At 69.4% G+C, this 13,579-nt stretch carries 12 protein-coding genes; 9 read left to right on the forward strand and 3 right to left on the reverse strand.

The features are described from left to right. The first annotated feature begins 173 nt into the window (after positions 1-173). On the forward strand, positions 174-578 hold the full coding sequence (locus MD221_RS14065; RefSeq protein WP_242112477.1) for a hypothetical protein: 405 nt from the start codon (positions 174-176) through the stop codon (positions 576-578). A gap of 1,175 nt (positions 579-1,753) precedes the next feature. Here MD221_RS14065 and ppc read toward each other — a convergent pair. Next, a complete protein-coding gene (gene ppc / locus MD221_RS14070) occupies positions 1,754-4,492 on the reverse strand; it encodes a phosphoenolpyruvate carboxylase (RefSeq protein WP_242112478.1) in 2,739 nt (912 codons plus the stop codon). A 10-nt stretch (positions 4,493-4,502) separates the two neighbouring features. Beyond that, positions 4,503-5,159 (reverse strand): Crp/Fnr family transcriptional regulator, encoded by a 657-nt coding sequence (locus MD221_RS14075; protein ID WP_242112480.1) that lies wholly within the window; start codon positions 5,157-5,159, stop codon positions 4,503-4,505. A 77-nt stretch (positions 5,160-5,236) separates the two neighbouring features. Between MD221_RS14075 and MD221_RS14080 the strand changes: the two genes are divergently transcribed. Then, positions 5,237-5,662 carry an ester cyclase gene (locus tag MD221_RS14080; RefSeq protein WP_242112482.1) on the forward strand — a complete coding sequence of 142 codons (426 nt, stop codon included), beginning with the start codon at positions 5,237-5,239 and terminating at the stop codon, positions 5,660-5,662. 10 nt (positions 5,663-5,672) lie between these two features. On the opposite strand, the gene MD221_RS14085 is transcribed toward MD221_RS14080, so the two are convergent. After that, positions 5,673-7,037, reverse strand: a complete 1,365-nt coding sequence (locus tag MD221_RS14085) for a glutamate--cysteine ligase (RefSeq protein WP_242112484.1) — start codon at positions 7,035-7,037, stop codon at positions 5,673-5,675. A gap of 359 nt (positions 7,038-7,396) precedes the next feature. Between MD221_RS14085 and MD221_RS14090 the strand changes: the two genes are divergently transcribed. From MD221_RS14090 to MD221_RS14120, 7 genes are all read left to right on the forward strand, one after another. Continuing rightward, a complete protein-coding gene (locus MD221_RS14090) occupies positions 7,397-7,963 on the forward strand; it encodes a hypothetical protein (protein ID WP_242112485.1) in 567 nt (188 codons plus the stop codon). Further along, positions 7,960-8,292 carry a transcriptional regulator gene (locus MD221_RS14095; protein WP_242112486.1) on the forward strand — a complete coding sequence of 111 codons (333 nt, stop codon included), beginning with the start codon at positions 7,960-7,962 and terminating at the stop codon, positions 8,290-8,292. Before MD221_RS14090 ends, MD221_RS14095 begins: the two co-directional genes overlap by 4 nt. Positions 8,293-8,446: 154 nt before the next feature. Further along, a complete protein-coding gene (locus MD221_RS14100) occupies positions 8,447-9,700 on the forward strand; it encodes an efflux RND transporter periplasmic adaptor subunit (protein WP_242112487.1) in 1,254 nt (417 codons plus the stop codon). Positions 9,701-9,835: 135 nt separating this feature from the next. Further along, positions 9,836-10,525 (forward strand): ABC transporter ATP-binding protein, encoded by a 690-nt coding sequence (locus MD221_RS14105; RefSeq protein ID WP_242112488.1) that lies wholly within the window; start codon positions 9,836-9,838, stop codon positions 10,523-10,525. A 13-nt stretch (positions 10,526-10,538) separates the two neighbouring features. Continuing rightward, the gene (locus tag MD221_RS14110; RefSeq protein ID WP_242112489.1) at positions 10,539-11,696 is read left to right on the forward strand and encodes an ABC transporter permease; all 1,158 of its coding nucleotides are present in this window, start codon (positions 10,539-10,541) and stop codon (positions 11,694-11,696) included. 12 nt (positions 11,697-11,708) lie between these two features. Continuing rightward, positions 11,709-13,016: an ABC transporter permease gene (locus MD221_RS14115; RefSeq protein ID WP_242112490.1), complete on the forward strand. Its 1,308-nt coding sequence runs from the start codon at positions 11,709-11,711 to the stop codon at positions 13,014-13,016. 16 nt (positions 13,017-13,032) lie between these two features. Beyond that, on the forward strand, positions 13,033-13,335 hold the full coding sequence (locus MD221_RS14120) for a hypothetical protein (protein WP_242112491.1): 303 nt from the start codon (positions 13,033-13,035) through the stop codon (positions 13,333-13,335). Positions 13,336-13,579 lie beyond the last annotated feature (244 nt).

A 13,579-nucleotide genomic window follows, 5' to 3' on the forward strand; every position in this document is an offset into this window, starting at 1 on the left:
CCTCCGCACGCGGATTCCGTCCGGCGTAGCCAGTTCGCGGATGCCTTCGGATGGTGGCCGCACTGAGCCGGCGACCGGCCGAGGCCGGATGCGTGAGCCGAAGCATGCCTTCCTTACGAGTATGGAGCCGAGGCCTACTGCGCCTCGCTACTTTGATCCCAAGGAGATGCATGATGCACAGACACAACACATTGGCCTGCCTGGCGGTAGTGCTGGCGGGGCTGCTGGCCGCCGGCAGCGCCGAGGCTGGCCTGGTGGGCCCGGGCAACCAGATCGCCATCAACACGCAGAGTCGCGTTGCATGGGGCTCGATCGCCACGGTGAGGAAGAGCGGCAACACCGCCGATTTCATCGGATGCGAGTACACCGTTCCGGCCTCGCCGCAAAGCCCCAGCCTGACGTGCAACGCCGCCAACAGCACCTTGACGGTGAGCTGCACCTCGACCGACCCGCAATTGCTCGCCGCGGCGCAATCGCTGTCGATGGACGTCTTCGTCGAATTCCGCTGGAACAGCGTTTCGCAGTGCACGTCCCTGCGGATCGTGAAGAGCAGCTACCAGCCCATCGCCACGCCCTGAGCGACGGGCGCTTCGATCCCGCACCCCTGCGCAAGCGGGGGTGCATTCGCACCGGCGAACCGCCGGGATTCGGCACGCAAGCACGCTCCGACGTCGGGATGTCCCATCCTTGCCCCATGCAGCTTGCCAATGCCGGCACTCTTGTTCGCACAGAGATCGACAAGATGGAAGTGCCACACCGGAATGCGTGGAATCAACCGCAGAAGAACGCTTGGAGCGACTAGGCTCGGCCAGCGGCAGTCATGTTTCTAGAAGCGTGGCCGGCTTGAATTGTTAGCCCATGCCACGACCGTCATCCAGACTTCGATCATGGACCACAAGGAAGTCCGAGGCGCCAAGCCCGTACTCGTACTCCGCTTGCGCGAACGCTGCCTCAAGGTCCTCATGCCACGTATCGCCGCACAGCTTCCCTGATTTTTCGTATCGACAGAGGAAGCAGTGATCGCTCCCAGGCTCAGGCTCGATCTCCACGCGATCGGGCAATGGCATTGCACTTCGTTCTATCAATTCGCCATCCATCATGCCCCCGATGGCATGCATGCCAGGACGCCTGAACGCTTTTGGTCGCGCAACATACGTCATAGAAACCTGGCTTAACGCCCGAACGGCGCCGATCCGCAAAATGGCATCGGCCTGAATGAACCATCATGCACCACAGCGAGGGGCATCCGCCCCCCACACGACCCCCTCAGCGCTTATCCGCATTCCGGACAAGCGCTGGACCAAACGCCAAGGCAGCGAGGAAGTTTCGTACTTGATGATTTCGCAATCTCTGCCGCAGTTGCGCCAATTTCGACAAGGCGCGACGTTTGGAGGCCGATCCCATGGGATGGTCGACAACCGCCGCAACTCGTCCCACGCTTCGTCCAGAGTCGCGAACTCGCCAAGCGGCTCAGCGTGACTCTGATCCTCGATAACGAAAACATGCGGCATGGAACCTAGCACCTGAGTTGAGCCGTAGTGCGAATCGGGTCCGATTCGAATGAACTGCTGGCGGCACCCCGCGAAAGCCAAACGACAACTGGGGTGTTGGCTTCCTCGCCTCCATCCGGGTCAGCCGGAGAGCGGACAGGATGGCGCAAGTTAAATCCATTCCAGGACTGGCGGCAACAGCGCCGGCTTGCGCCGCCCGCACCCGCTGGAAAATCGGCAGGCGCGGATCAAGATCCTCGAGTTCAACCCGTGTTCTGAATCCCCGCCGCGATGCCGTTGACGGTCGCGATCAGCGCCCGCAGCAGCACGTCGTCCTCGCGCCCGGCCTCGCGCCAGCGGCGCAGCAGTTCCACTTGCAGCAGGCTGATCGGGTCGACGTAGGGGTTGCGCAGGCGGATCGACAGGCGCAGGCGGTAGTCGTCGGCGAGCAGCAGGTCGCGGTCCTTCAGGGCGAGGATCGCCGAGCGGGTGCGCTCGAACTCCTCGGCGATGCCGGGGAAGAAGGCGGCGTGGGCGTCGCCGGCCAGGCGCGAGTAGCGCTCGAAGATGGCCAGGTCCGACTTGGCCATCAGCATCTCGACGTCGTCGAGCATGGCGGCGAAGAACGGCCACTCGCGCGCCATCGCCGACATGCCCTCCAGGCCGTGGGCGTCGATGCCGTGGCGCAGCGCGGTGCCGACGCCGTACCAGCCGGTCAGGCCGGAGCGGTTCTGCGACCAGGCGAATACCCAGGGGATCGCGCGCAGGTTCTGGATGCCGCCGTCGCGGCGCCTGGAGGGGCGCGAGCCGATGCGCAGGCGCTCGATCACGTCGATCGGGGTCGCGGCGCGGAAGTAGTCGGGGAAGTCGGCGCGCTCGTGCACCAGGGCGCGGTAGTGGCCGCGCGAGACCTGCGCCAGTTCGGCGGCCAGCGCGCGCCACTGCGCCTCGCGCGGCTCGGGCGGGCGCGGACGCAGGGATGCGCGCAGCACCGCGCCGGTGGTCTGCTCCAGGTTGCGCAGCGCCAGCGCGCGGATGCCGTACTTGCGGTGGATGACCTCGCCCTGCTCGGTGACGCGCAGGCGGCCGTCCACCGAGCCGCGCGGGGCCGCGATAATGGCGCGCTCGGTCTTGCCGCCGCCGCGGCTGACCGAACCGCCGCGGCCGTGGAAGAAGACGATGCGCACGCCGGCCTCGCGGGCCAGTTCGAGCAGGTCCACCTGGGCGCGCTGCAGGGCCCAGCGCGAGGCCAGCAGGCCGCCGTCCTTGGCGCTGTCGCTGTAGCCGAGCATGACGATCTGGCGGTCGCCGCGCGCGGCCAGGTGCTTGCGGTAGACGGGGTCGTCGAACAGCGCGCGCATCACACCGGTGGCCGCCTCCAGGTCGCCGACGGTTTCGAACAGCGGCGCGACGTCGAGCGGGACTTCACCTTCCTCGACGCAGCCGGCGATGCGCGCCAGCGCCAGCACCGCCAGGGCGTCGGCGGCGCTGCGGCTCATGCTGATGATGTAGGGGCCGAAGGCGTGCTCGCCGAACTGCGCGCGTAGCTCGCGCACGGCGGCGAACACGGCCAGGGTGGCGCTGGCGGACTCCGCGTCCGCCACGGCGGGCGCGGCGCCGTCGATCAGGCGGTGCAGGCGCGCGACGCGCTGCTCCGGTTCGCGCGCGGCCCAGTCGGCGTCGCCTTCCAGGGCCGCCAGTGCGGCGTCGTGCACCGCCGAATCCTGGCGCAGGTCGAGCGCGGCCATGTGCAGGCCGAAGGTGCGTGCGCGCCACAGCACGCGGCGCAGCGCGAAGCGGCCGGCGTAGTCGCCGCGATGGCGGGCCAGGCTGGCGTCGATGGTCTCCAGGTCGCCGATGAACTCGTCCGCATCGGCGTAGCCGGCCGCGTCGCCGGCGTCGGTGGCCGCCAGGCGCGCGCGCATCAGGTCGAGGAAGACGCGATAGGGCATGTCGGCCAGGCGCGGTCGCATGCGCGCCGCCGCCTGGGGCAGCAGATGGCGGTAGCGGCTGATGCGGGCCTCGACCTCGGCATCGACCGACACGCGCTCGCGGCTCTGGGTGAGCACGTCGCCGAGCGCGCGCAGGTCGGCGCGGTAGTTGCCCAGCGCCTGCACGCGCTGCACGCCGAGCGCGGCGCGCACGGTGTCGGCGCCGACGTTGGGATTGCCGTCCATGTCGCCGCCGACCCAGGTGCCGAAGCGCAGCAGCGGCGGCAGCTCGATGCGTTCGCCGTAGACGTGCTCGACGGCGTCGGCGAAGACTTCGTAGAACACCGGCAACACGCGGAACAGCACGTTGCCGAGGTAGAAGCCGATGTGCTCGACCTCGTCGGTGACGCTGGGCTTGTGCGGCGGCGCCTCGATGGTCTGCCAGGCGGTGGTCAGCGTCTGGCGGATGCGCGCCTCGTCGGCGCGGCGCTCGGGCGGGGTGCGGTTGCGGTCGATGTCGTCGATCAGGCGGTCGACGATGCTGTGCTCCTTGAGCAGCAGCGCGCGCCGCACCGCTTCGGTGGGGTGGGCGGTGAACACCGGCTCGATGCGCATCTGCGGCAGCAGCGCGCGCAGCTCCTCCAGCGTGACGCCGGCGGCCTTGAGGTCGTGCAGCACCGCTTCCAGGCCGCCGGGCTGCGGCGCCTCGGAGGTGCGCTGGTAGTCGCGGCGGCGGCGGATGCGGTGCACGCGCTCGGCGAGGTTGATCGCGCCGAAGTAGGCGGCGAAGGCGCGCACCAGCGCCTCGGCGTCCTGCAGCGGCACCTGCGCCAGGCGCGTTGCGAGCGCGTCGACCGGCTCGCCGTTCTCGCGCCGCGCGATGGCGTCGCGGCGCACCGATTCGACCTGCTGCAGCAGGGCCGGCGAGACCTGCTCGGCGAGCATGTCGCCGACCATCGCCCCGAGGCGGCGCACGTCGTCGCGCAGCAGCGCGTCGTTCTCGGCGAATTCCAGGCGCTCGCGCAGCGGCGCGGGGCGGGGGGGCGGCTTCGGTGCGGACTCTGGGCTCATCGCCCGAAGGCTAACGCGTTTTTTGCCGCGCTGCAGCATGACCGGCCTCGGCATTGCGCTCGAGTCCTGCGCGGACCGTCCGCCGGATGATGCGGTTGAGGCCGACGGCAGTGACGCCGAGATAGGCGGCCAGGTCCTTCTGCGGAAGGCGCGCCAGGAGCTCGGGCGAGGCGGCGGCGAAGGCGGCATACAGCTCGGGCGGCCGCAGCATCAGCAGGTCGCGCTCGCGCTGCACCTTGCGTTCGGCCAGCCACTGGAAGCCCAGGCGCAGGGCGCGTTGCCAGGCGGGATGACGCGCGGCCAGCGCGTCGATCGTCGCCCAGGGCGCACGCTCGACCACGCTGCGCTCGACCGCCACACTGGCGAACGAGGTCTTGCCGCCCGGAGCGAACGCAAGCGGGCAGCCGAATGCATCGCCTTCGGCGGCGAAGCTCTTGATCCATTCGCTGCCGTCCTGGCCGGTGTACAGCTGCTTGAGCAGGCCGTGGCGGACGAAGTAGAGATAGGGATGGCGGGCGTGTTCGCGGAATGCGGCTTGGCGTTCGCGCAGTTCGACAACTTCGACCGCCTCGAACAGGACGTGCTTCGACGGTAGCCGAGACTTCGCAGCGCTTTCGAAGCGCTGCAGCAACTGCGCCACGGCCTGGGCCGGATGCGTGTCGGTCACGACGATTAACCTCGATCAATGACGCCGGCGCCGCGGCCATACACGATGCCCGCACCGACATTGAAGGAACATGATCCATGCGCGATACGAGACAGTATGACCCGGAACGCATCCTGCGCCGCTACTTCGACGAGGTCTGGAACGCCGGCCGCCTCGACGCCCTCGACGAACTATTGACGCCCGATTACGTCAATCACAGCCCCTCGATCGAGAATCCCGAACCCGGCCCGGCCGGATTGAAGCCAATCGTTGTCGCGCTGCGCACGGCCATTCCCGACCTGCACTACGAACTTCTGGATTTCGTGGCGACGCCTGACAAGATCGCCGCCCATGTCCGCGTGACCGGCACCCAACGCGGCGAGCTATTCGGCATGCCCGCCAGCGGCGCGCGCATCGACGTGCGGCAGATGCAGTTCGAGTGGCTGCGCGAGGGCCGCATCTGCGCGCATTGGCGGCTGACCGACGAGGCCGCACTGATGCGCCAGCTCGGCGGCGCCGGCTGAAACGGGCGGCTCAGTAGGCGAACTCGCGGAAGACTGGGTCCACGCTGCCGCCCCATTCGCCGCGGAACAGGGCCAGCTTGCGCTCGGCCGGGGTCTCGTTGGCCTCGGCCGACTCGATCAGCGGCGCCAGGAACAGGCTTTCGTCGGCGCCGCTGCGGTTGTGGCGGGCGCGCCGCTGCAGCCCGGCGGCCGAGATCTTCAGCGCCTCCAGCGCCAGTTCGCGCACGCTCGCGCCGCGGAAGGGCAGCTTCAGCGCCTGCCGCGGCACGCCGTCGCGCAGCGCGTGGCGCTCGGCCAGGGTGAAGTCCTTGACCAGGTCCCAGGCGGCGTCCAGCGCGGCATCGTCGTACAGCAGGCCTACCCAGAAGGCGGGCAGCGCGCACAGCCGGTTCCACGGGCCGCCGTCGGCGCCGCGCATCTCCAGGAATTTCTTCAGCCGCACTTCCGGGAACGCGGTGGTCAGGTGATCGGACCAGTCGCGCAGCGTCGGCAGTGCGCCGGGCAGCACCGGCAGCCGCCCGTCCAGGAAGTCGCGGAAGCTCTGCCCGCTGGCGTCGTGGTAGATGCCGTCGCGGTAGGAGAAGTACATCGGCACGTCGAGGATGTAGTCGACGTAGCGCTCGTAGCCGAAGCCGTCCTCGAAGACGAAGTCGAGCATGCCGGTGCGGTCGGCGTCGGTGTCGGTCCAGATGTGCGAGCGGTAGCTGAGGTAGCCGTTCGGCTTGCCCTCGGTGAAGGGCGAATCGGCGAACAGTGCGGTGGCCACCGGCTGCAGCGCCAGCGAGACGCGGAACTTCTTCACCATGTCCGCTTCGGAGGCGTAGTCGAGGTTCACCTGCACGGTGCAGGTGCGGGTCATCATGTCCAGGCCGAGCTGGCCGACCTTGGGCATGTAGGCGCGCATGATCTTGTAGCGGCCCTTGGGCATCCACGGCATGTCCTCGCGCTTCCACTTGGGCTGGAAGCCCATGCCGAGGAAGCCGAGCCGCAATTCGTCGGCGACCGCCTTCACTTCCTTCAGGTGCGTGGCGACTTCGGCACAGGTGTCGTGGATGCTTTCCAGCGGCGCGCCCGAAAGCTCCAGCTGCCCCGCCGGTTCCAGCGTCACCGAGGCGCCGTCGCGCACCAGGGCGACCACGCGCTCCTTTTCCGGCGCCGCCTCCCAGCCGAAGCGGGTCAGACCCTTGAGCAGGGCCTCGATGCCTTGCTCGCCGTCGAAGGTCGGCGGGCGCAGGTTATCGAGGCGAAAACCGAACTTCTCGTGTTCGGTGCCGATCCGCCAGCCGTCCTTCGGTTTCTCGCCGTCGGCGATGTAGGCGACCAGCTGGTCGCGCGAGGTGACGGGCGTATCGCTGACGTGGCTCGGGCTCGACATGCGCTGCTCTGGCTCTGGACTGTGAGCGATATGCGGGCGGGCCCGGGCATCGCAAGGCGGCACTATAGCCGCTGCCCTCCGCCCGCGGCGTTGTGGGGATGGGACGACGGTGTTCCGCGGATGGCGTGGCCGAACGACACGCCTTCGGGCATGGCGCCGGGCGCCGTCGCCGGACCGGATTCGGACAAGGGACGGATGCGTCTTGATGCCGGGGCAACGGCATCCGGCAGGAAGCAGTGCACGCCCGCAGACGCCGCCAACGCCTGGCCGCCTGCCGCTTCCGGATCCTCGGTCCGCACCAGGGCTTTACAACTCTAAAATTTAGAGTACTCTGAATCCACATCCCGGAGACCGCCCATATGCCCGCCGACCATCTCGAAGACCTGAGCTACGTCGTCCGCGCCGTCCGCCACAGCGAGCGGCCGCGCGGCGTCACCGCGATCTATCTGCTGTGGGCGGCGGTGATCGCCGTCGGCTTCGCCCTGCCCGATTTCGCTCCGCGCTGGGCCGGGCCGTTCTGGCTGGTGGCCGGCATCGCCGGCGGCCTGGCGAGCTGGCGGCTTGGCACGCGCCAGGCCGCCCGCGCCGGCGTCCGCGACGCCGACCTCGGGCGGCGTTACGCCCTGCACTGGCTGCTGGCCGGCGCCGGCTTCCTGCTGTGCGTGCTGCCCATGCTCGACGGGCACGGCGATGCCGGCAGATCCGCCCACACCTTCATGCTGGTCGCCGGCCTCTGCTACGCGCTGGCCGGCGTGCACCTGGACCGTTCGTGGCTGTGGCCAGGACTGCTGATGCTGGCCGCCTATGCCGTGCTGACCCTGTTCGCCCCGCCGTTCGCCTGGACGATCAGCGGCCTGCTGATCGCCGGCAGCCTGCTGTGGGCTGGCCTGCGCGCCCGCGCGCAGCGCCGCGAGTGCCTGGAATGAAGGCAGCGAACGGGCTCGAGGACGCGCTGGCCGCGCTGACCACTCGGCTCGACCCGGCGCTGGAACATCGCGCGCGGCTGGGGATCGCGGTGCTGCTGGCACGCCACGGCGAGATCAGCTTCGCCCGTTTCAAGGAACAGCTGGAGATGAGCGACGGCAACCTCGGCGCGCAGCTGCGCCGGCTCGAGAACGAGGGCTACGTGTCGCTGCGGCGCGATTTCGTCGAACGCAAGCCGGTGACCTGGTACCAGCTGACCGCGACCGGCCGCAAGGCGCTCACCCGGCACCTGCGCGCGCTGCAGGACGTCATCGCCCAGGCATCGAAGTGACGGCGGTCCAGCGTGCGTCCCAGCGATGACGATCACAAAACCGGATCGCGCGGGCCGCGAACCGTAACCCGCGTTTCGCGCCGCTGACTTCCGCCATTTGGAGGCAGCCGCGTTTGCCTTCACACTGCGGCTTTCGTCCCCACTCCGCGTCCCGATGAACTCCAACGCCGACCTGCTCAAGGAACTCCGCATCGATCGCAAGGCGCCTCCGCCGCCGGCCTCCCGGCGCGGCCTGTGGACCGCCCTGATCGTGATCGCGGTGCTGGCCGCGCTGGGCGTCGGCGCCTGGCTGTTCCTGGCCCGCGACAAGGGCATCGAGGTGCGCACCGCCACCGCGGTGACGATCGGCAGCGGCGGCGCCTCGGCCTCGGTGCTCGACGCCACCGGCTATGTGGTGGCGCGGCGCACGGCCACCGTCTCGGCCAAGATCACCGGCCGGGTGCGCGAGGTGCTGATCGAGGAAGGTCAGCGCGTGGAGGAAGGCCAGGTCCTGGCCAGGCTCGATCCGGTCAGCGAGAGCGCCGACCGCACGCTGGCGGCCGCGCAGGTGTCGGCCGCGCAGAGCGAGATCGCGCGCGTGCAGGCCCAGCTCAAGGAGGCCGAGGTCAACGCCGCGCGCCTGGGCAAGCTGGTCGGCCAGCAGCTGGTGTCCAGGTCGCAGTTCGACCAGGCGGTGGCGCAGCGCGATTCCTTGCGCGCGCAGCTGCTCACCGCGCAGCGCAACGCCAAGGTGTCCTCCGACCAGCTGGCGATCGCCGACATCAACCTCGACTACACCGTGGTGCGCGCGCCCTTCTCCGGCATCGTCACCGCCAAGGCGGCGCAGCCGGGCGAGATCGTCTCGCCGCTGTCGGCCGGCGGCGGCTTCACCCGCACCGGCATCGGCACCATCGTCGACATGGATTCGCTGGAGGTCGAGGTCGACGTCGGCGAGGCCTACATCGGCCGCGTGCAGCCGAAGATGCCGGTGGAAGCCACGCTCAACGCCTACCCCGACTGGAAGATCCCCGCCGAGGTGATCGCGATCATCCCGGCCGCCGACCGCGGCAAGGCCACGGTGAAGGTACGCATCGCCCTGAAGCAGAAGGACCCGCGCATCGTCCCGGACATGGGCGTGCGGGTGAGCTTCCTGGAGAAGGCCCAGCCGGCCGATGCGCAGAAGCCGCAGGGCGTGCGCGTGCCCACCGCCGCGATCGTGCAGCGCGAGGGCGCGGACGTGGCCTTCGCGCTGAAGGAGGACGACCCGACCGTGGTCGAGCAGCGCGCGCTCAAGCTCGGCCGCGCCATGGGCGACGACCGCCAGGTGCTCTCCGGCCTGTCCGCCGGCGACACCGTGGTGCTCGATCCGCCCGACACCCTGCGCGACGGCGGCAAGGTGCGCATGGCCGAGGAAGAAGCAGCGCAATAGCCACAAGCATTGAAAAGTCCGCACATGGATGTGCGGGCTCTTGCGGAAGGACCCGCGTACACCTGGTCCGCACATGGATGTGCGGGCTTTTGCGAAAGGACCCGCATCCAGCACCCGCACAACGAGGAAACGACGATGGCCCTGGTTTCGATCCGCAATCTCATCAAGACCTATACCCGCGGCCCGGAGCAGATCCAGGTGCTGCATGGCGTCAACATGGACATCGACCAGGGCGACTTCTTCGCGCTGATGGGCCCCTCGGGCTCGGGCAAGTCGACCCTGCTCAATCTGATCGGCGGCCTGGACACGCCGACCTCGGGCGACATCGTGGTCGAGGGCGAGCACATCAGCCGCATGAGCGCGGCGCAGCTGTCCAACTGGCGCAGCCGCCACGTCGGCTTCGTGTTCCAGTTCTACAACCTGATGCCGATGCTCACCGCGCAGAAGAACGTCGAGCTGCCGCTGCTGCTCACCAACCTGGGCGCCGCCCAGCGCAAGCGCAACGCCGAGATCGCGCTGACCCTGGTCGGCCTGGCCGACCGCGCCCAGCACAAGCCCAACGAGCTCTCCGGCGGCCAGCAGCAGCGCGTGGCGATCGCCCGCGCCATCGTCTCCGACCCCACCTTCCTGATCTGCGACGAGCCCACCGGCGACCTGGACCGCCATTCGGCCGAGGAGATCCTGCGCCTGCTGCAGCTGCTCAACCGCGAGCACGGCAAGACCATCATCATGGTCACGCACGATCCCAAGGCGGCCGAGTACGCCAGCCACACCATCCACCTCGACAAGGGCGAGCTGGTCGACGCCCCGGCGATCGCGCACTGAGCGGGAGGTCGCGATGAAATACTTATCCCTGATTTGGGCGCAGCTGTTCCGCAGCAAGACGCGCACGCTGCTGACCCTGCTGTCGGTGGTCGCCGCCTTCCTGCTGTTCGGGATGCTCGACTCGGTGCGCGTGGCCTTCAATTCCGGCGGCAACGTCAGCGGCGCCGACCGCCTGGTGGTGACCTCGCGCCTGTCGATCACCCAGTCGCTGCCCACCAGCCTGCTGCCGCAGATCGAAGCCGTCCCGGGCGTGAAGCGGGCCACGTACGCGATGTGGTTCGGCGGCATCTACCGCGACCCGAAGGACTTCTTCGCCAACTACTCGGTGGCGCCGAACTACTTCGAGGTGTACCGCGAGTACGAGATCCCGCCGGAGCAGATGAAGGCCTTCCAGGCCAACCGCACCGGCGCCATCGTCGGCGCCTCGCTGGCGCAGAAGTACGGCTGGAAGGTCGGCGACACCATCCCGCTGCAGGCGACCATCTTCCCGCGCGGCGGCAGCAACGACTGGCCGCTGCAGCTCAGCGGCATCTTCCACGTCAAGGACAGCAAGCGCAAAGGCGAGGAAGCCCAGCTGATGCTGCACTGGAAGTACTTCGACGAGTCCAACGACTTCATCAAGAACCAGGTCAGCTGGTACACGGTGCAGCTCACCAACGCCAACCAGGCGGTGCGCGTGGCCAAGGCGATCGACGCGATCTCCGAGAACTCCGACCACGAGACCAAGAGCCAGACCGAGCAGGCCTTCAACCAGGCCTTCGCCAAGCAGTTCGCCGACATCGGCCTGATCGTCACCGCGATCATGTCGGCGGTGTTCTTCACGCTGCTGCTGCTCACCGGCAACACCATGGCGCAGGCGGTGCGCGAGCGCATTCCCGAGCTGGCGGTGCTCAAGACGCTCGGCTTCGCCGACCGCACCGTGCTGATCCTGGTGCTGGCCGAGTCGATGCTGCTGGTGCTGATCGGCGGGCTGGCCGGGCTGGCCCTGGCGGCGCTGCTGATGCCGGGCGTGAGCGCGGCCAGCAAGGGCATGATCCAGCTGCCTACCGTGCTGGGGCAGACCTGGGCGGTCGGCGTCGGGCTGGCGCTGGCCATCGGACTCGTGGTGGGCCTGCTGCCGGCGCTGCGCGCGCAGCGCCTGAAGATCGTCGACGCACTGGCCGGACGCTGAGGGAGAAGACAGATGAAACGATGGTTGTGGAACTCCCTCGCCGTCCTGCTGTTGGCGATCGGGCTGGTGGCGTGGATCATGCTGCCGTGGTTCGCCGTGCTCGGCATCGCGGCGGCGCTGCTGCTGTGGCTGCTGTTCACCCGCACCGGCCGGCTGTCGCTGGCCGCCGCGCGGATCGGCATCGCCAGCCTGCCGCAGCGCTGGGGTGCCTCCTCGGTGATCGTGGTCGGCATCGCCGGCGTGGTCGGCGTGCTGGTGGCGATGCTGGCGATGGGCGCCGGCTTCCAGGCCACGCTCAACCAGACCGGCCGCGACGACGTCGCCATCCTGCTGCGCGGCGGTTCGCAGGCCGAGACCAATTCGGTGATCGAGCGCGAGAAGGTGCCGCTGATCTCGGCCCTGCCCGGCGTGGCCAAGGGCCCCGACGGCAAGGCCCTGGTGTCGCCGGAGCTGTCGCAGATCGTCAACCTGCCCAGCCGCGCCGACGGCACCGACACCAACGTGCAGGTGCGCGGCGTCGGCGAGGCCGCCTGGGCGCTGCGCGACAACGTCAAGCTGGTGGAGGGCCGCAAGTTCAAGCCGGGCCTGCGCGAGCTGGTGGTCGGCCAGGGCGCGCAGGGACAGCTGCGCGGGCTGGAGGTGGGCAAGCGCATCGACCTCGGCAACCAGGACTGGACCATCGTCGGCAAGTTCGCCTCCGGCGACGCCCACGACTCGGAGCTGTGGGGCGACGCGGAGGTGATCGCCTCGACCTACCGCCGCAACGCCTACCAGTCGATGAGCGTGCGCACCGAGGGCAGCGCCGGCTTCAAGCAGCTCAAGGCGGCGGTGGCCGAGGATCCGCGCCTGAAGCTCGACGTGCTGACCACGCGCGACTACTACGGCAAGCAGTCGGAGATGCTCAGCACGATCATCAACGTGCTGGGCAAGGTGATCGGCGCGATCATGGCGATCGGCGCGGTGTTCGGCGCGCTCAACACCATGTACGCCGCCGTCGCCGGCCGCGCCCGCGAGATCGCCACGATGCGCGCGATCGGCTTCCGCGGCCTGCCGGTGGTGATGGCGGTGATGCTGGAGACGATGCTGCTGGCGCTGCTCGGCGGCCTGCTCGGCGCGGCGATCGCCTGGGTGGTGTTCAACGGCTACAGCGTGTCCACGCTGGGCGCCAACTTCAGCCAGGTGGTGTTCCAGTTCAAGGTCTCGCCGGAGCTGCTCTGGAACGGCCTGAAGTGGGCGCTGGGCATCGGCCTGGTCGGCGGCCTGTTCCCGGCGCTGCGCGCGGCGCGCCTGCCGGTCACCGAGGCGCTGCGCAGCGCGTGAGGCGGACGGCGGCGGCATGAGCGAGGATTGGCGCACGCTGTCGCCGCAGGCGCTGCAGGACCGCCTGCGCGCGCTGCAGGCGCGCGCCTTCCAGCGCTACGAGGCCGCGGCGGCGCGCGCCGAGGCCGAGCCCGCGCGCGCGGACGCCGAATATGCGCAGGCCGAACGCGATGTCGCGCCCTGGATCGCGGAAGCCAGGGCGGTCAACGAGGAGTTCGTCCGCCGCCTGCGCCGGCGCGCGCGCGGCTACCGCCTGGCCGCGCTGGCCGCAGCCCTGCTCGGGGCCTGCGCGATCGCCTGGTGGATGGCGCGCGGCTAGGTCCCCGCCGGGTGGCGCCGGAGAGAAACGGCCCCCGGAAAGGATCCGGCCTGAATCGTCATCAACCTGTCATCGTAGCGAGATAGAGCGCCGCGGCCGCCTGCGCTACGGTGCGCGGCCGTTCGACGCCTCCCTCCTTTGCCATGATCCGCCTGCTCCTGCTGGCGCTGGCCGGCCTGTGCCTGGCCGGCCACGCCTGGTCCAATGCTTCCACGTCGCTGAGCGAACGCCTGGTCGCGCCGGG

Source organism: Luteimonas aquatica (assembly GCF_022662575.1).
Taxonomy (GTDB): Bacteria; Pseudomonadota; Gammaproteobacteria; order Xanthomonadales; family Xanthomonadaceae; genus Luteimonas; species Luteimonas aquatica.

Excerpts from the sequence above, each read along its gene's own strand:
- MD221_RS14065 (WP_242112477.1), top strand. The coding sequence starts at position 174 with ATGCACAGACACAACACATTGGCCTGCCTGGCGGTAGTGCTGGCGGGG.
- ppc (WP_242112478.1), bottom strand. The coding sequence starts at position 4,492 with ATGAGCCCAGAGTCCGCACCGAAGCCGCCCCCCCGCCCCGCGCCGCTG.
- MD221_RS14080 (WP_242112482.1), top strand. The coding sequence starts at position 5,237 with ATGCGCGATACGAGACAGTATGACCCGGAACGCATCCTGCGCCGCTAC.
- MD221_RS14085 (WP_242112484.1), bottom strand. The coding sequence starts at position 7,037 with ATGTCGAGCCCGAGCCACGTCAGCGATACGCCCGTCACCTCGCGCGAC.
- MD221_RS14090 (WP_242112485.1), top strand. The coding sequence starts at position 7,397 with ATGCCCGCCGACCATCTCGAAGACCTGAGCTACGTCGTCCGCGCCGTC.
- MD221_RS14095 (WP_242112486.1), top strand. The coding sequence starts at position 7,960 with ATGAAGGCAGCGAACGGGCTCGAGGACGCGCTGGCCGCGCTGACCACT.
- MD221_RS14100 (WP_242112487.1), top strand. The coding sequence starts at position 8,447 with ATGAACTCCAACGCCGACCTGCTCAAGGAACTCCGCATCGATCGCAAG.
- MD221_RS14105 (WP_242112488.1), top strand. The coding sequence starts at position 9,836 with ATGGCCCTGGTTTCGATCCGCAATCTCATCAAGACCTATACCCGCGGC.
- MD221_RS14110 (WP_242112489.1), top strand. The coding sequence starts at position 10,539 with ATGAAATACTTATCCCTGATTTGGGCGCAGCTGTTCCGCAGCAAGACG.
- MD221_RS14115 (WP_242112490.1), top strand. The coding sequence starts at position 11,709 with ATGAAACGATGGTTGTGGAACTCCCTCGCCGTCCTGCTGTTGGCGATC.
- MD221_RS14120 (WP_242112491.1), top strand. The coding sequence starts at position 13,033 with ATGAGCGAGGATTGGCGCACGCTGTCGCCGCAGGCGCTGCAGGACCGC.